Source organism: Streptomyces gottesmaniae (assembly GCF_031845845.1).
Classification (GTDB): domain Bacteria; phylum Actinomycetota; class Actinomycetes; order Streptomycetales; family Streptomycetaceae; genus Streptomyces; species Streptomyces akebiae.
The window spans coordinates 1-15,232 of the sequence record NZ_JAVRFJ010000052.1 but is presented as its reverse complement, the minus strand read 5'-3'; the positions used below and the strand labels follow the sequence as shown (position 1 = coordinate 15,232).

The window sequence follows — 15,232 nt, the reverse complement described above, 5'->3', positions numbered from 1 at the left end:
GAGGCGAGCCGCACGTAATGACTACGGTCACCCCATGCCCCTTACGTTCCACCTGGACCCACCCCTCACCCCCACCCTCCACGACGGCATCCTCACCCTCTGGACAGACGTCACCAACGCCGGCGGAGCCGTGGGCTTCGTCCCCCCGGTCACCCGCGAAGCGATCCGCCCGGAACTCCTCAGGCACCTCACCGCCATGGCCGAAGGCGGACACCGCCTCCTCCTCGGCCTGGACGACACCGGCACCCCCGCCGCCACCGCCTTCTTCAGCTTCAACACCCACCGCCTGATGACCCACTGGGTCTGGCTCTACACGGTGATGGTCCACCCCTCCCACCAGGGCAAGGGCTACGGCCGCGACCTCATGCGGGCCGCGGAGACCGCGGCCCGCGGCTTCGACGGCATAGACGCCATCCGCCTCAGCTGCCGAGGAGGCCTCGGCCTGGAGCGCTTCTACGCCTCCTGCGGCTACAAGGAGGTCGGCCGAGTCCCCGGCGCCATACGGGTGGCCCCCGACGACCACCGCGACGACATCACGATGCTCCTGCCCCTCGGCTGAGGCGCGCCCCGAGGGGCAGGAGCGCGCCCACACCCCCCTGCAAGATCGCACGCCGACCGTGCTTCACTGGACGATGCCCTCCGGCAACGCGCGGGCGAGGTTCGGAACGGAACGGAAGAGTGGATTGAGATGCTCCGCTACACACTGATGCGCCTCGGTATCTTCGTGGGCTGCTTCGTGGTCGTCTGGGCCCTCGTCTACTCCGGTGTCGCCCCGCGCGGCCTCGGCGCGTCCAACGGCATGTGGATGGTCGTGCTCGCGCTCCTGGTCTCCGCGCCGATCAGTTTCGTCGCCCTCCGCAAGGAGCGCGACCGGGCCTCCGCCCAGATCGCCCCCCGCCTCGACCGCTCCATCGGCCGCGTCAAGTCCAACCTCGCGGCCAACCGCAGCCAGGAGGACGAGGCCGACGACGTGGCCCGGACCCAGGGCCCGGAGGGCCAGACCGGCGAGGCCGCCGGGACCGACGAGGCCGCCGGGACCGACGAGGCCGTCAAGGCCGATGCGGGGGCCGCCCGGCCGACGTCCGGCAAGGCTTCGTAGGCGCGTACGCGAACCGCCGACGGGAGCGTCCGTCGGCCCGGCGAAAAAAGGATCACCCGCCCGACGCCCAGGTCCGTCCTCGCCGTCGGAACCGTACGCTTGCCCGCATGGGTGCTGTGAAGAGCAAACGGATGCCTCGTGCGGTACGGGAACAGCAAATGCTGGACGCGGCGGTTCGGACGTTCGGGCAGCGTGGGTACCGGGCGGCGTCGATGGACGAGATCGCCGAACTGGCGGGCGTGTCCAAGCCGTTGGTGTACCTGTACCTGAACTCCAAGGAAGACCTCTTCACGGCCTGCATCCGCCGCGAGGCCAAGGCGCTCACCACGGCCGTACGCGCGGGCGTGAACCCCGAATTGCCCGCCGACCGCCAGCTCTGGGACGGGCTGGGGGCTTTTTTCACGCACACGGCGCGCCACCCCGACGCGTGGGCGGTGCTGCACCTCCAGGCCCGTACGCACGGGGAACCCTTCGCCGCCGAAGTGGCGGCGATGCGGGAGGAGATGGTCGCGTTCGTGACCGGACTGATCCTGGTCGCCGCGCGGGAGGCCCGCCGTGACCCCTCCCTGCCCGAGCGGGAGGTCGCCGGTCTCGCCGAGGGCCTGGTCGGCGCCGCCGAGGCGCTCGCCGCCTGGGCCAATGCCACGCCCGGCATCACCGCGCGCCAGGCCGCCACGACCCTGATGAACTTCGCGTGGGCCGGCCTGGGCGACCTGATGGAGGGCCGCCCCTGGACACCACCGCCCGCCGGGTGAGAACGGCCCGTTCGGCGCCGGGCTGCGGGCGGGGCGGGTGGTTGGGGGCGCGGGGAACCGCGCGACCAGCCCCCACCGACCCCCACCGACCCGCACCCGACACACTCAGGCGACGAGCGGATACACCTGACCCCGCACATGAACACGCCCTCCGCCCGAGCCACCCGAGCCACCCGAGTCCCCCGCCCCGCCTGATCCGGGGCCACCGGTTGGCCCGGACGCACCGCTCCCGCGCAGTTCGAAGCCGCCCCACGCCTGTCCGTCCGCCGTGTACGTCACCGCGCCCGGCAGCGGCACCGGCGCGCGGAACTCCGCGCGGACGAGGGTCGCCGGGGGTGTGCCGTGCTCGGCGAGGCAGCGGGCGACGGTCCACATGCCGTGCGCGATGGCCCGGGGGAAGCCGAACAGCCGGGCGCCCAGCGGATGCAGATGGATCGGGTTCCGGTCCCCGGACACCGCCCCGTACCGCCGCCCCACATCCCCACCCAGCCGCCACTCGACGACGACAGGCACCCCCTTCGGGCCGCCCCTCGCCGACCCGTTCCCGCCGAGCCACCCGTCCCCGCTCCCGTCGCCCCGCGCTTCACCCTCGCCCGCCCCGGCACCCGCACTCCGCCGGTGCTCGCCCTCGCCCTCGCCCTCGCGCTCGTGCCGATGCCGGGCGAGATACGTGCTCCGGGACTCCCAGGCGACCCCGAGCCCGCCCTCGGCCTCCTCCCCGTCCCGCACCTCGGTGACGACCGTCGCCTCCGTGCCGCGCCGATGGGGCGTCAACTCGGCGACGTACACGGTGATCTCGTACTCCCCGGTGGCGGGCAGCCGCCGACGGCGGGTGATCTCGATCGAGGTGTGCACGAGACCGAGGAGGGGCAACGGGAAGTCCCGCCCGGCCATGATCCGCATGGTTGCCGGAAATCCGAGGACGTGCGGATACGTCAGCGGAACGGCGTCCTCCCCGGTCGGGAACCCGCAGACCCGCTCGTACGCGGCGAGCCGAGCGAGGTCGATCCGGACACCGGGGAGGACGAGCCGGGGCAGTCGGGAGGGGGAGATCAGCCCGGAGGCCGCCGTGCGCGGGAGCCTGCGGCTCCTGCCCGGGGAGAGGAGAGCGCCCCTGGCGAGAACGGGACCGAGGGAGGGCGGTCGGGTGAGGGTGACGATGTGCATCCGAGGTCTCCCCTTCTCGCGCCGGGCTCCGCTCCCCGCGCCGGACTCCGCTTCCTTACTCGAACGTCAGGTTACCGGAGGTAAGGGCCGGTTGGGCCTCTCGTGGAGCCCGAGAACTGAACGACCCTCAGGTAACTTGGCACGCCCTTGACCTGCGGAGGAACCGTGACCGAGCGGTCTGCGACACTGCACATCCCCGGCCCGGTTCCGTCTCCGGACCATCGCCACACTCACACGAACCTCACACACCAACCCCGTACGATCCGGACACACCGAACGCCCAGGAGCCGCCCGTGTCCCACCTCGAAAGCACCGAACCCGCCCTGGTGGAACCCGAGTTGAAGCGGCTGGACGGCGCCGTGCGGGAGGCGTACGTGCCCGCGCTCGCCGCGCCCGTGACCTACGGCTCGCTCGCGGACATCCCGTTCGACAACGCGGCCCACGCCCCCGACTCGGTCGTCCTCAGCCGCAAGGACGGCGGTACGGAGGGGGGCGGCGAGGGCCGGTGGCGGGACGTCACGGCCGCCGATTTCGCCGCCGAGGTGCTCGCGCTGGCGAAGGGCCTGATCGCCGAGGGCCTCGTGCCGGGCGACCGGATCGCGATCATGGCGCGGACGACGTACGAGTGGACCCTCCTGGACTTCGCGGCCTGGGCGGCGGGCCTGGTCACGGTCCCCGTCTACCCCACCTCCTCCGTCTTCCAGACCCGCTGGATCCTCCAGGACTCCGGCGCGGTGGCCCTCGCCGTCGAGACGCCGGGCCAGGCCGCCGCCCTCGGCCCCGAACTCGACCGCATCCCCGACCTGCGCCACATGTGGGTCTTCGAGAAGGGGCACCTGGACCGGCTCGCCGAGCGGGGCCGTGACGTGTCGGACCAGGAAGTGGCCGTACGCCGCGGGGTGTTGGGCCCCGACACCCTCGCGACCCTGATCTACACCTCGGGCACGACCGGCCGCCCCAAGGGCTGCGCCCTCACCCACGGCAACTTCTGCGCCGAGGTCGACAACGCGATCGACCTCCTCTACCCCATCTTCCGCGCGAAGACGGACGAGGAGGCCTCCACCCTCCTCTTCCTCCCGCTCGCCCATGTGTTCGGCCGTATGGTCGCGATCGGCTGTATGCGGGCGCGGGTCCGGCTGGGCCACTCGCCGAGCTTCCGCACGGAGGACCTCCTCGCCGACCTCAAGTCCTTTCGCCCGACGTTCCTCCTGGTCATCCCCTACGTCCTGGAGAAGGTGTTCAACACGGCCCGCGCCTCCGCCGAACGCATGGGGCGCGCCTCCTCGTACGACCGCGCCTCCGCCGTGGCCCGCCGCTACGGCGAGGCCCTGGAAGCCGAACAGCACGGCACCGGCCCCGGGCCCTCGGCCTTCCTGAAGGCGGCCCGGACCTTCTACGATCCCCTGGTCTACCGACGCATCCGTAAGGCGCTGGGCGGCCGGGTCCGCTACCTCATCTGCGGCGGCAGCCCCCTCGGCCGTCGGCTGGCCGCCTTCTACGCGGGCGCCGGCATCGACGTCTTCGAGGGCTACGGCATGACGGAGACGACCGCCGCCGTCACCGTGACCCCACCCGACCGGCCCCGGCTGGGCACGGTCGGCCGACCGCTCCCCGGCACCCGGGTCCGGATAGCCGCCGACGGCGAGATCCTCCTGCACGGCGGCCAGATCTTCCGCGGCTACTGGGACCCACAGGCCGGCGGTGTCGTCCCCGCGAGTACCGACGGCTGGTTCGCCACCGGCGACATCGGCCACCTGGACGACGAGGGCTACCTCACGATCACCGGCCGCAAGAAGGAGATCCTCGTCACCGACAGCGGCAAGAACGTGGCGCCGGCACCGCTGGAGAACTGGCTCCGCTCCCACCCCCTGATCGCCCACGCCATGGTCATCGGCGACCGCCGCCCGTACGTCACCGCGCTGCTGACGCTGGACCCCGAGGGCATCACCCACTGGACCCAGATGAACGCCAAGCAGGACATCCCCCTCGACAGCCTGGCCGAGGACCCGGATCTGCGAGCCGTCCTGCAACGCGCGGTGGACGAGGCCAACCGCCTGGTCTCCCGCCCCGAGTCCATCCGCCGGTTCACCATCGTCCCCGGCGGTTTCAGCGAGGAGGCGGGCCACCTCACACCGTCGATGAAGCTGCGTCGAGAGGCCGTGGAGAGCTCCTTCGCGGCCGAGATCGAGGGGCTGTACGAGAAGTAGACCCCCGCGGCGAACCGGTCCTGTTCCCCGTTCGCCGCGGTGAACCGGCCCTCTACTTCCCCGCGGCCGGGTCGCCCTCCCCCAGCGCGACCCACCAGTACCCGTCGTCCTTGACCAACAGCAACTCCTGCTCCTGGCCGGTCCTGTCGTACCTGAGCCGGACGGGATTGAAGTAGTCGACGACCCCCTCCAGCACGGTGACGTCGACGGGCCCGCGCGCACCCTCGCCGAACTCCCGCACCTGCTCGTAGGCGGCGCCCCGGGTCCCGCCGTACGCGGGCCCCGCCAGTTCCATCAAGCCCTCCACGTCACCGGCCTTGAGCCGCTGCACATACACGCGCACGACCGTGTCGACGTCCTCGGCGGTCCGCGCGACATCGGGATACTCGGACTTCGCGGCCCGCACGGTCACCTCGACCTTCGGCGAGCCGGCGAGTGCGTACGGCGCCCGGAACCAGTTCCACCACACGGCCGCACCCACACCGAGAACGACCACCAGCCCACCGCAGCCCAGCAGAACGCCCCGCTTCGTCAACATCCCCGCCCACCCCGTTTCCTGCCTGGCCTACTCCTCCCTAGAGGCGTCTGAGCGGGATCCGGTTGTACGGCACGACGAACTTTCCCGCCCCACGCTCCGCGCCCGCAACCGGCGCCGATACCGTGCGCCGGATGATCCGAGGACGAGCGAGGCAAGGACGAACGATGCGAAGACGAACGATCCGAGGACGAACGATGCGAAGACGAATGATCCGGCTGCTCTCGTCGAAGTGGGGCAAGCTCTACGCGGCGTGCCTGCTGTCGGCCGCCGCGCTGTGGGTCTGGTCCGCCGTGCGCACCTTCGCGTCGCTGGGCCAGGACGACGCCACCGCGGATCGCCTCTCCGTCACCGCGCTGTCCGTGGCCCTGACAGGGCACCTCTTCCTCGGCCTGCACGAGCGGCACCTGCGGTACCGGCGAGGTGAGGCCGAGGCCCTCGACGCCCGGTACGTGCTCGACTCCCTGCGCTCCCTGCGCACCTCCGCCAACGGGATGATCGCCGTGGTGCTGATCACCGTCGGGCTGATGGCCTGGGCCTACGTGTGGGGGGTGGTCCGGGGGCTGGGCTGGGACGTACCGGGAGTGCCGGAGGCGGACGACGGCGGACTGATCCTGGCGTCCGGGACACTCAGCTGCGCCATCGGGGCCGTCTTCGCCTGGACGCATTTCAAGGAGCGCCGCTGAGCCGCCGCCCCGCGGCGCGATGTACCGCGCGCATTCCCGGAACTCCGTGAACTCGGGAACTCGGGAGCTCCGTATTTTTGGCGTGACGCCGCCGGAGTGATCCGTGTCGAAAAGGACATCGGGAAAATGGGTGAGCGGAACCGTCGTTGCCGGATCCCCAGGATTGCCACATTCCACCCCGGAATTCTCTGCCTCGGCTTCTTCTCCTCTCCCCTCAGTCCCTGGCGGAACTCCGGCCCCGGTAAGTAAATGCGAGCAAGCCGAAAATCCGTCAAGAAATGCGATCGGTGTTTTCTGGCCTTTGCTCGCGAGGGCATCAACGAAATCGTTTCTGCATATCTACGATTTCCCACCATGACCGACACTCCACGGGACGACTCCGCCACCCGTGCGCGCTGGCAGACATGTCTCAGGCTCGCCCGCTATCCCCACACCCCGCTCAAGGACGCCGGTCACGGCGTCACCGTCATCGAGGCCAACGAGAGCCGCGTCGGCGGACGCATCAAGACCTTCCGTGCCACCAAGCACCACCAGCCGTTCGAGGACTCCGCCCAGTACGCGGAGGCCGGCGCCATGCGGCTGCCCGACTTCCACCCGCTCGTCCCCGTACCCCCGGTGACGTACACGAACGCGGGCGGGCCCGTCCGATGGTGTTCGTCGGCGACGGCGCCTTCCAGGAGACCTGCCAGGAGATCTCCACCCACACCCGGCTCGGGCTGCGGTCGGTGGTCTTCGTCATGGACAACGGCCACTTCTACGGCATCGAACAGATGCTGGTGCACCCGTCCTACTACGCCGACGCCGGTGCCGACGCCGACGCCGACGCCGACGCCGAACCGGGCTCGCACGCCCCCGACTTCTACAACGTCCTGCACCCCTGGCACTACGACCGCCTCGCAGCCGTCTTCGCCGACCGGGACACCCCGGCGAGCGGAATCACCGTCGCCCACGCCGTCGAGCTGGACGACCTGCTGGCCCGCCTCACCGACCCGACCGACCCGGTCAACGACGGACCGCTGCTGGTCCGTGTCCGACTCCACCGCCGCGACTATCCGCGGGCGATGGCGTACAAGGTGAAATCCGGAGATCCGAAAGGAACAGCACATGGCTGATCTCAACGTCCTGATCGCGTTCGACGCGGCCACGATCGTCGAACGGAACCCCAACGCGTCGAGGAATCCCGACGCGCCGACGTACGCCGACCAGAGCCTCATCTACATGACGACGCGCCACGACCACATCGTCGGCACGTCGGGCGCCGAACTGAATCTCCGCGCCGAGCCCGGGGACACCATCAGGTGGCGGGAGACGACGCTGTCGCTGGGCAGTGACTACAAGGCGTTACTTTACAAATACGTGAGCAGCGACACCGGCCACCAGCTCATCCGGACACCGGAGATCGAGGTGATCGACGGCGTCTATCCGCTGCCGAAGGAAGGCTCCGAGGGCAGGCCGGAATTCGTGACGCAGAACTACCAGGACCATTACTGGCGGACGACCGTCAAAAGGGTCGGCAAGGTCGTCTACCACTTCTCCTTCCAGATCCTGGACCGCCACCGCCAGTTGAAGGGCTACTTCCAGTGGGACCCCTTCATCACCATCGAGAACCCCTGAGGGCTGTCGACGGCGGGGCGTCAGGACGTGGGCTCGTCCGGCTGGGGCCGCGGCTCCAGCCGGACGTCGGTCACGCTCACGCCCTCGGAGGCGCCGAAGGTCTCGGTCGTCACCCCGAGGCCCGTGCCGGTGACCTGGAGGGCGACGTGGTCGCCGCCCATGCGCAGGTCGAGCCTCACCCGAGGCTCGCCCAGGTGGTCGGGCACGCGGTGGATCCGTGCGGCCGGGTACTTCAGGCCCGTCAGCTTCGTGAGCAGGGCCGCGTGGTCGGTGACGTCCGTGCCGGAGAAGGCCTTGCTCACACGCCGCGCGTGCCGGTCGGCCACGCACTGTTCGGTGGGGTCCAGCCGCACCGGATCGTAGGGGTCCACCGGCAGCGGGTCGATCGGGTCGCCGGGAGGTAGCGCCGGTCCGTCACTGTCACTGACGTCCGGGGCGCAGCTCTGCCAGAAGAGGTCGTTCATCTCGAAGAACCGTGCCTCCGCGGCGTCGTCGCTCATCGCGGCGACGGCGGTCGCGGAGGCCGGCGCGGCGGCCATGGCGCTCGGCGCGCCCAAACCGGTCAGGAGGGCGCCGCCGAGGACGGTCACCAGCAGGGACTTCGGAAGAAGGTGCGGTCTCATGCCTGAACCATGCCGGGCAGCGACGAGTGCCCACATGAGTACCGGTACTCAATCCACCAGGTCGGCCGCAGTGAGCAGTCGGGTCAGGTCCGTCCGGGAGCGGACGTGCAACTTCCGGTAGATCCGGGTGAGATGGGCCTCCACGGTCTTCCGGGAGACGAACAACGATGCCGCGGCCTCCGTGTTGTTGAGCCCGCGGGCGATCGCCCGCGACACCTGGAACTCCTGGGGGGTCAGCTGGTTCAGGGCGCCGCCCAAGCCGCCCGTGCCGCCCATGCCGTTCGTGCCGCCGCCGACGGCGGACCGGGCGGCGCTCAGGACGCCTCCCGCCGCGGCCAGTTCGCTCGCCGCGCGCCGGGCCCAGGGGACCGCGCCCAGCCGTTCGAAGCAGGCCAGGGCGGAGGCCAGCGGGGCCCGCGCTGCCGCCGGGCGGCGGTAGCGGCGCAGGACCTCCGCCTCGCACAGTTGGGTCCGCGCCCAGTCGAAGGGGCCGGTCGTCCGCTGATGAGCCGCGAGCGCCGCGCCGAAGGACGCCTCCGCCTCCTCCGGCGTCCCCGCGAGCAGCCCCCGGACCCGGGCCGCCGCCGCCTCCGCCGACGCGAGGCCCGTATCCCGGGCCCGTTCCTCCAGCCAGGACACGACCTCGGCGGCCCGCGTCGCGTTCCCCGCCCGTACGTGCGCCTCCGCCAGGTCCGCCGCGAAGGGCACCACCTCGGGGTTCCCGATGCCCTGCTCGATCGCCAGTGACAACGTTTGCTCGAGCTGGTCGACGGCCGCTTCGTGGTCGCCGTGGGCCAGGGCCGACAGCCCGAGCACCGCCGTCATGTGGAACTCCTGGCAGCCGATGCCGTACGCCCCGCACTCCCGCCGCGCCCGCGCCACATGCTCCTCGCACTCGACCCGTTCACCGCGCAGGGCCTCCAGCCGGGCGAGGCAGTACAGCGTGTAGCTCACGCACGTCAACTGGCCCAGCTCCTCCGCCCAGCGCAACGCCTCCGTCAAGTCGCCGCGTGCGGATGCCCATTGGCCGATGCGGGTCTCCAGTTCCCCCCGCACGGCGAGGGTGAAGCCCAGCACGCCCACCGCGCTGTGCCGCCTCGCCGACTCCACGGCCGTGTTGAGCAGCCGGCGCCCCCGGACGAACTCCTCCGCCCGGCTCCACGCCTGCCCGGCGATCGCGTACACCTGCTGGTCGCGCACGGGGTCGCCGCCGCCGTGCCGGTCGGCCGCCTCCAGCATCTCGCGCCCTCGCGCCGTACGGCCGGACATGATCAGGGCCCCGCCCAGCATCGACAGGCTGTACCAGCGTTCGGGGCCGGACTCGGAGGCGAGGGCGAGGGACTCCTCGGCGACGCGGACCGCCGCCGGGACGTGGCCGTCCAGGCGCGCGGCGGCCGTCGCCTCCGCCAGCAGCAGACAGGCCCGGGTGCGGTCGGAGTCGCGTACGGCGTCGGCGGCGTTCATGAGCAGGCCGTACGCCTGGGCCGTCTCGCCCTTCCAGGTGTACATACGGCCCAACAGGCCCTGGATGGCGGCGCGTACGGCCGGGTCGGGGGTGATGCGCAGGGCCTCCTCGCACCACTGCGGGCCCGCCGGGGAGCCGCTGAGCAGGGCGTCGGAGGCGGCATGGTGGAGGCGGTCGGCGCGGGGCGCGGGGTCGGGGGTGAGCTCGGCGGCGCGCCGCCAGGCCAGGGCCGACTCGCCGAAGGCGCTGCGCCTGCGGGCCTCCCGCGCGGCGTCGGCGAGCGCCGCCGCAGTCTCCTCGTCGGGGCCGGGACTCGCGGACGCCCGGTACCAGGCGTGCAACGAGCCGGTGCTCACCTCGGCCAGTGCCTGGAACGCGGCGTACCGGTGCGCGAGGGGGGCGCGGCCCAGCACCAGCGCCCGCAGCACCGGGTGGTGGAAGTCCAGCCCGTCCGCCGTGGCCGTGATCAGGCCGTCCTCCTCGGCGGGGGAGAGGGCGTCGAGGGAGAGCCCGGCCGCCTCCAGGGCCTTGCGCAGCGGGCCCGCCGCAGTCGAGCGGCCGGCGGCCAGGACGACCAGGGCCCGGCGGGCGGTGTCCGGCAGACCGTCGATCCGGGCCGCCCAGGCGCGCTCCAGGTGACTGCCCAGGGACGGCGGATCGAGCAACGGCTGCTCGCCGCGCGCCTGTTCGTCCGTCAGCGCCCCCGCGATCTCACGCAGGGCGAGCGGATTGCCCCCGCTGACGCGTACGAGGTCGGCGAGGACGTTGGGGGTGACACGGCCCTCCAGCAGGGCGGCGCACTCCTCCGGCGCCAGCCCGCCCACCTGCACGGTGGGGATGCTGCGACGCGGCCCCGACTCGCCGTGGTCCTCCCGGGAGCCCAGGGCCAGGGCGACGCGTTCACTGGAGAGGCGGCGGGCGACGAAGAGAAGGACGCGCTGGGAGGACGGATCCACCCAGTGCAGGTCGTCGACGAGGACGACGACCGGGTGCTCGTCGCCGAGCGCCGCGAGCACGTTGAGGGCGCCCATGCAGGCGGCGTAGGGATTGCCCGGCGGGTCCGCCGGGTCGCCGCTGAGGGCCAGACAGGACTCGAGAGCCGAGCGCTGGGCGCCGGGGAGTTCCCTGAAAAGGGATGAATGGGGCACCAGGAGGTCGCCGAGGGTGGCGAAGGGGAGCACGGTCTCGGTCTCGATGCCCCGGGCGCGCAGGACCGTGGCCGGGGTCGCGCCGGAGCCGCCGACCGTCGCGCGCTCTGCCGCGTAGTCCAGCAGGGCCGTCTTTCCGATACCGGGTTCGCCCCACAACAGCAGTGCCGCCCCACCCGCCCCACCCGCCACGAGCAGGTCGTCCATCAGCCGGCGTTCCCGCTCCCGACCGACGAGTCCCCGTAACAATGCGCCACCCCCTGGTGCCCGCCTGTGCTCGGCCCCGCCCGTCCATCATCCCCCAGGGGGAGTTGTCAGGGGAGATGTAGGGACTTCCCGGAAGCGACGGGGGCCGCCCCGGGCCTTCAATGGTGTCGCGGAACAGCACCACAGGGGGGAGCGCCGCAGGGCGATCGCACAGGGGGATCGCCAATAACCGAAGGAACCGAAGGAACCGAAGGTAACGAAGTAGCCGAAAGACCGAAGGAACCAAGGAAAACAGGGGAAATGAACCAGGTCGCGGAACTAGGGGGACGGCCCATGCCGGCATCCGTGGGACGCGGGGATCTCACCTCCGGATCCGACCGGCTCGACTCGGTCGAGATCAGGGTGACGTTCTCGGATGCGGGCGCGGCCGCCGCGACTTGGGCGCTGGCGCCGGACATCGGGGGAGCCCGGCGCCGCGTCTACTTCTGTGAGGCCCTCGCCCGCTCCACGGCGCCAGGTCAACTGCCGCTTCTGGATGCGGGGTTGATCCTGCGCCTATGGGCGGGGAGCGGGCGGGGCGGGGCCGCGACCGCGGAATTGCGGCCCTGTCGCCGGTCCCGGCTCTCGGAACGCTGGCTGCGCTTCCGTGAGCAGGGACCGGATTCCTTCCACCTGGCGGGCGCCTGGTCGGGCGACCGCCGGGTGCTTTCCGCCGTCCTCGTCTCCGACTGCGGGCGCACGGCCGTGGAGGCCGCCGCCACCGGCGGCAAGCCGCTGGACCTCGTCTTCTCCGACCGTCAGCGCGCCTTCCTCGCCGACTGCGCCGACATCGACGCCGACTTGGGCTCGCTCGACGTCCTCGGCCCCGTGGACACGGTCCGCTGGCGCGGCGTACGCCTCGACCACCACGAAGTGACCGTGGAGCACTGCACGTTGGGCGCCGACCAGCCCCTGGAGTGGCTGGAGGTCTCCAAGCGGGTCGCCCCCGAGGGCGCGGAGGTCGTCCAGGCCTCCCTGACCGCGCTCCTGCGGGCGAAGGGGCTCGAACCGGACCTGGGGCGGGGCGTCCGGCTGCGACGGGTACTGGAGTCGCTGGCGGCGGCGAAGGGGGCCTGAGGGCGGGCCGAGGATGAGTTGGGAACCGGTGCTTCGTCGGCCGCGGCTTCGGTGTGGCCGGTCGCGCGGTTCCCCGCGCTCCCTTCGGACGTGCCCCCTTCGGGCGCGCTCCCTTCGGACGTGCCCCCTTCGGGCGCGCTCCCTTCGGACGTGCCCCCTTCGGACGTGCCCCCTTCGGACGCGCTCCCTTCGGACGTGCCCCCTTCGGACGTGCCCCCTTCGGACGCGCTCCCTTCCGGCACGCCGCCGCCCGACCCCGGCCGCGATCGCTAGCCGACCCCCATAGCCCGCAGCCCCGCCGTGGTCGCCGCCGCCCCCAGGACCACCACCGCGAACGGGGCCCTTCGCCACGCCAGCACCCCGCCCACCAGCACGCCGACGGGCCGTGCCCACCCGGCGGAACCGCCGCCCTCGGTCAGGGCACCCGTGGCCAGCAGCGCCACCAGCAGCACCACGGCGGCCGCGGCCAGCGACTCCCGCACCCGTACGGGGATCTCGACCCTCCCGTGCAGGACGGGCCCGGTGAGCCGCAGGGCGTACGTCCCCACGGCGAGCGCGAGCATCGCGCCGACGACCCCGCCGCTCATGACGCCCTCCCGTCCGTCGAGCCCTTCGGCCCGGCCGACGCCCGCCACACCACCAGCCCGGTCAGCGCCAGCAGGACGGGAACCCCCGTGGGGGTCACCGGAGTCGTCGCCAGGGCGACCGCCGCACCGAGCAGCGCGGCCCGGCGCACGGGCGGGCTCTCCCGCAGGGCGGGCAGCACCAGCGCGGCGAGCACGGCGGGGAAGGCGGCGTCGAGGCCGTACGTGGCGGTGTCGCCCAGCGCGGTGCCGGCCAGGGCCCCGGCGAGGACGCACACGTTCCAGACGGCGAACAGGCCGAGCCCCGAGGCCCAGAACGCGACCCGGCGCCGTACCGGATCGCTCTGGGCCAGGGCGAAGGCCACCGTCTCGTCGGTGACGAGATGCGCGCCCACGAACCGCGCGGCCCTCCCCGGTCCCAGGAGGTCGGCGACCGCCAGGCTGAAGGCCGCGTTGCGGGTGTTGAGCAACAGCCCCGTGGCCGCCGCCGCGAACGGTCCGCCCCCGGCCAGCAGGATCCCGACCGCGCTGAACTGCGCGGCACCCGCGTACACGACCAGCGACATCACCACCGGCACCCACACGGGCAGTCCGCCCGCCACCGAGATCGCCCCGAAGGAGACGCCGACGACGCCCCCGGCGGCACAGACGAGGGAGATGTCCCGGAACAGGGCGGGGTCACGGACCTGGGGTGTTCGGAGCAGCGAACGCATGTTCTCTACAATGAACATGAGCCTTCATGTTCGTCAAGCCGAACGATCGTACTTCTGGAGCGAACGACATGTCCGACGCAGCCTCCGAGGGGCCGAAGCCGCCGTCCCGGCTCCCGCTCGACTGGATCGCCGCCTCCCTCCGTCGGGAGCGCACCCGGGCCGGCCTCTCCCTCTCCGAGCTGGCCAAGCGCGCCGGAATCGCGAAGTCGACGCTGTCCCAGCTGGAGGCGGCGAGCGGCAATCCGAGCATGGAGACGCTGTGGGCGCTGGGCGTGGCGCTCGGAGTGCCGTTCAGCGCGCTGATCGAGCCACCGATGCCGGCGGTGCAGGTGGTCCGGGCGGGGGAAGGGCCCGCCGTCCACTCGGAACACTCCAGTTACTCGGCGGTCCTGCTGTCCGCCAGCCCGCCGGGGGCGCGCCGCGACATCTACCGGACCCGGCTCGAACCGGGGTCGGTACGGGAGTCGGAGCCGCACATCCCGGGGACGGTGGAGCACCTCACCGTGAGCACGGGCCGGGTGAAGGCGGGCCCGACGGGCGAGGAGGTCGAACTCGGTCCCGGGGACTACATGGCGTTCCGCGGCGACGTGCCGCATTCGTACGAGGCGCTCGCGCCCGGGACGACCTTCGTGCTCGTGATGCAGCACATCTGAGAAAGGCGCAAAGGAGGGAGAAGGCGGAGAAGGCGGGAACGGCGGGGAAAAGGCAGGAGCCCCTGCGCCGAACGGCGAGGGGCTCCTTGGGTACTGCTCTCAGACGTCGTCAGAGGGGCATCCCTCGGATCAGACGGGGGTGACGTTCTCCGCCTGCGGACCCTTCGGGCCCTGCGTGACATCGAAGGAGACCTGCTGGTTCTCCTCCAGCGAACGGAAGCCGCTCGCGTTGATGGCGGAGTAGTGGACGAAGACGTCGGGGCCGCCGCCTTCCTGGGCGATGAAGCCAAAGCCCTTTTCGGCGTTGAACCACTTCACGGTTCCGGTAGCCATAAGCCCTCCTTGGGCCCAAAGGGTTGCCCTGCTCCAGAACCCTGCAAGTGTGAAAACAAGATGCCGCACAACTGCATACGTCTGAAAACGACGAGAGCCCGCGGTCACATGCTCCGCAGGCTCTGTACTGCAAGGGAAACCAAACTGCAACTTGCGGGCGAGCCTAGCATGCAGGCAGGGGAATGCAATAGAGGGCTAGATGTATTGCCCTGAGAGGTTGGGGACGCGGCTGGCGGGTGGTTGGCCTTTCAGCGCGGTGTGTCCGCGGTGGTGATTGTAGGTGTGCAGCCAGCGGGGGAAGGCGTCGCGCCGTTCCTGCTCTGAGCG

The 15,232-nt window shown here is 71.8% G+C and carries 15 protein-coding genes and 2 pseudogenes; 9 read left to right on the top strand and 8 right to left on the bottom strand.

Annotated features, from left to right (window positions below):
- Positions 1–34: 34 nt before the first annotated feature.
- The 3 genes from RM704_RS39675 to RM704_RS39665 all read left to right on the top strand — a co-directional run bounded on the left by RM704_RS39675 (position 35) and on the right by RM704_RS39665 (position 1,854).
- A complete protein-coding gene (locus RM704_RS39675) occupies positions 35–559 on the top strand; it encodes a GNAT family N-acetyltransferase (protein WP_033532789.1) in 525 nt (174 codons plus the stop codon).
- Positions 560–688: 129 nt separating this feature from the next.
- Positions 689–1,099, top strand: a complete 411-nt coding sequence (locus RM704_RS39670) for a DUF4229 domain-containing protein (protein WP_033532790.1) — start codon at positions 689–691, stop codon at positions 1,097–1,099.
- 107 nt (positions 1,100–1,206) lie between these two features.
- The gene (locus RM704_RS39665) at positions 1,207–1,854 is read left to right on the top strand and encodes a TetR/AcrR family transcriptional regulator (protein ID WP_033532791.1); all 648 of its coding nucleotides are present in this window, start codon (positions 1,207–1,209) and stop codon (positions 1,852–1,854) included.
- 105 nt (positions 1,855–1,959) lie between these two features.
- Here the strand turns inward: RM704_RS39665 and RM704_RS39660 are convergent, their stop codons facing one another.
- Entirely contained in the window at positions 1,960–3,021 is a 1,062-nt protein-coding gene (locus tag RM704_RS39660; RefSeq protein ID WP_033532792.1) for a MaoC family dehydratase, read from the bottom strand.
- A 293-nt stretch (positions 3,022–3,314) separates the two neighbouring features.
- Here RM704_RS39660 and RM704_RS39655 point away from each other — a divergent pair, with 293 nt between their 5' ends.
- A complete protein-coding gene (locus RM704_RS39655) occupies positions 3,315–5,228 on the top strand; it encodes an AMP-dependent synthetase/ligase (protein ID WP_033532793.1) in 1,914 nt (637 codons plus the stop codon).
- A 52-nt stretch (positions 5,229–5,280) separates the two neighbouring features.
- Here the strand turns inward: RM704_RS39655 and RM704_RS39650 are convergent, their stop codons facing one another.
- Entirely contained in the window at positions 5,281–5,766 is a 486-nt protein-coding gene (locus tag RM704_RS39650) for a hypothetical protein (RefSeq protein WP_311592717.1), read from the bottom strand.
- Positions 5,767–5,960: 194 nt separating this feature from the next.
- Between RM704_RS39650 and RM704_RS39645 the strand changes: the two genes are divergently transcribed.
- From RM704_RS39645 to RM704_RS39630, 3 genes and pseudogenes are all read left to right on the top strand, one after another.
- Complete coding sequence (locus tag RM704_RS39645) at positions 5,961–6,449, top strand: hypothetical protein (RefSeq protein WP_157856851.1); 489 nt, start codon at positions 5,961–5,963, stop codon at positions 6,447–6,449.
- 626 nt (positions 6,450–7,075) lie between these two features.
- Positions 7,076–7,561: pseudogene (locus RM704_RS39635) on the top strand (thiamine pyrophosphate-dependent enzyme); the annotation flags it as partial.
- The gene (locus tag RM704_RS39630; RefSeq protein ID WP_033532796.1) at positions 7,554–8,063 is read left to right on the top strand and encodes an inclusion body family protein; all 510 of its coding nucleotides are present in this window, start codon (positions 7,554–7,556) and stop codon (positions 8,061–8,063) included. The pseudogene RM704_RS39635 and the gene RM704_RS39630, both read left to right, overlap by 8 nt.
- Positions 8,064–8,083: 20 nt before the next feature.
- On the opposite strand, the gene RM704_RS39625 is transcribed toward RM704_RS39630, so the two are convergent.
- Together RM704_RS39625 and RM704_RS39620 are read right to left on the bottom strand one after the other, a co-directional pair.
- On the bottom strand, positions 8,084–8,686 hold the full coding sequence (locus RM704_RS39625) for a hypothetical protein (protein WP_052146624.1): 603 nt from the start codon (positions 8,684–8,686) through the stop codon (positions 8,084–8,086).
- A 48-nt stretch (positions 8,687–8,734) separates the two neighbouring features.
- The gene (locus RM704_RS39620; RefSeq protein ID WP_438828981.1) at positions 8,735–11,506 is read right to left on the bottom strand and encodes a LuxR C-terminal-related transcriptional regulator; all 2,772 of its coding nucleotides are present in this window, start codon (positions 11,504–11,506) and stop codon (positions 8,735–8,737) included.
- Between the two features lie 333 nt (positions 11,507–11,839).
- On the opposite strand from RM704_RS39620, the gene RM704_RS39615 reads away from it, so the two are divergent.
- On the top strand, positions 11,840–12,622 hold the full coding sequence (locus tag RM704_RS39615) for a hypothetical protein (RefSeq protein ID WP_033532798.1): 783 nt from the start codon (positions 11,840–11,842) through the stop codon (positions 12,620–12,622).
- A gap of 269 nt (positions 12,623–12,891) precedes the next feature.
- On the opposite strand, the gene RM704_RS39610 is transcribed toward RM704_RS39615, so the two are convergent.
- Both RM704_RS39610 and RM704_RS39605 read right to left on the bottom strand, forming a co-directional pair.
- Positions 12,892–13,209 (bottom strand): AzlD domain-containing protein, encoded by a 318-nt coding sequence (locus RM704_RS39610; protein WP_033532814.1) that lies wholly within the window; start codon positions 13,207–13,209, stop codon positions 12,892–12,894.
- A complete protein-coding gene (locus RM704_RS39605) occupies positions 13,206–13,919 on the bottom strand; it encodes an AzlC family ABC transporter permease (protein WP_033532815.1) in 714 nt (237 codons plus the stop codon). Before RM704_RS39605 ends, RM704_RS39610 begins: the two co-directional genes overlap by 4 nt.
- Positions 13,920–13,987: 68 nt before the next feature.
- Here RM704_RS39605 and RM704_RS39600 point away from each other — a divergent pair, with 68 nt between their 5' ends.
- Entirely contained in the window at positions 13,988–14,572 is a 585-nt protein-coding gene (locus tag RM704_RS39600) for a helix-turn-helix domain-containing protein (RefSeq protein ID WP_033532799.1), read from the top strand.
- Positions 14,573–14,701: 129 nt separating this feature from the next.
- On the opposite strand, the gene RM704_RS39595 is transcribed toward RM704_RS39600, so the two are convergent.
- Both RM704_RS39595 and RM704_RS39590 read right to left on the bottom strand, forming a co-directional pair.
- A complete protein-coding gene (locus tag RM704_RS39595; RefSeq protein WP_003992177.1) occupies positions 14,702–14,905 on the bottom strand; it encodes a cold-shock protein in 204 nt (67 codons plus the stop codon).
- 195 nt (positions 14,906–15,100) lie between these two features.
- Positions 15,101–15,232, bottom strand: a pseudogene (locus RM704_RS39590) (IS481 family transposase); the annotation flags it as partial.

What these genes read in the sequence shown, in the direction of transcription:
- RM704_RS39675 (WP_033532789.1), top strand. Translation starts at nt 35, where the DNA reads ATGCCCCTTACGTTCCACCTGGACCCACCCCTCACCCCCACCCTCCAC.
- RM704_RS39670 (WP_033532790.1), top strand. Translation starts at nt 689, where the DNA reads ATGCTCCGCTACACACTGATGCGCCTCGGTATCTTCGTGGGCTGCTTC.
- RM704_RS39665 (WP_033532791.1), top strand. Translation starts at nt 1,207, where the DNA reads ATGGGTGCTGTGAAGAGCAAACGGATGCCTCGTGCGGTACGGGAACAG.
- RM704_RS39660 (WP_033532792.1), bottom strand. Translation starts at nt 3,021, where the DNA reads ATGCACATCGTCACCCTCACCCGACCGCCCTCCCTCGGTCCCGTTCTC.
- RM704_RS39650 (WP_311592717.1), bottom strand. Translation starts at nt 5,766, where the DNA reads ATGTTGACGAAGCGGGGCGTTCTGCTGGGCTGCGGTGGGCTGGTGGTC.
- RM704_RS39645 (WP_157856851.1), top strand. Translation starts at nt 5,961, where the DNA reads ATGCGAAGACGAATGATCCGGCTGCTCTCGTCGAAGTGGGGCAAGCTC.
- RM704_RS39630 (WP_033532796.1), top strand. Translation starts at nt 7,554, where the DNA reads ATGGCTGATCTCAACGTCCTGATCGCGTTCGACGCGGCCACGATCGTC.
- RM704_RS39625 (WP_052146624.1), bottom strand. Translation starts at nt 8,686, where the DNA reads ATGAGACCGCACCTTCTTCCGAAGTCCCTGCTGGTGACCGTCCTCGGC.
- RM704_RS39620 (WP_438828981.1), bottom strand. Translation starts at nt 11,506, where the DNA reads ATGGACGACCTGCTCGTGGCGGGTGGGGCGGGTGGGGCGGCACTGCTG.
- RM704_RS39615 (WP_033532798.1), top strand. Translation starts at nt 11,840, where the DNA reads ATGCCGGCATCCGTGGGACGCGGGGATCTCACCTCCGGATCCGACCGG.
- RM704_RS39610 (WP_033532814.1), bottom strand. Translation starts at nt 13,209, where the DNA reads ATGAGCGGCGGGGTCGTCGGCGCGATGCTCGCGCTCGCCGTGGGGACG.
- RM704_RS39605 (WP_033532815.1), bottom strand. Translation starts at nt 13,919, where the DNA reads ATGCGTTCGCTGCTCCGAACACCCCAGGTCCGTGACCCCGCCCTGTTC.
- RM704_RS39600 (WP_033532799.1), top strand. Translation starts at nt 13,988, where the DNA reads ATGTCCGACGCAGCCTCCGAGGGGCCGAAGCCGCCGTCCCGGCTCCCG.
- RM704_RS39595 (WP_003992177.1), bottom strand. Translation starts at nt 14,905, where the DNA reads ATGGCTACCGGAACCGTGAAGTGGTTCAACGCCGAAAAGGGCTTTGGC.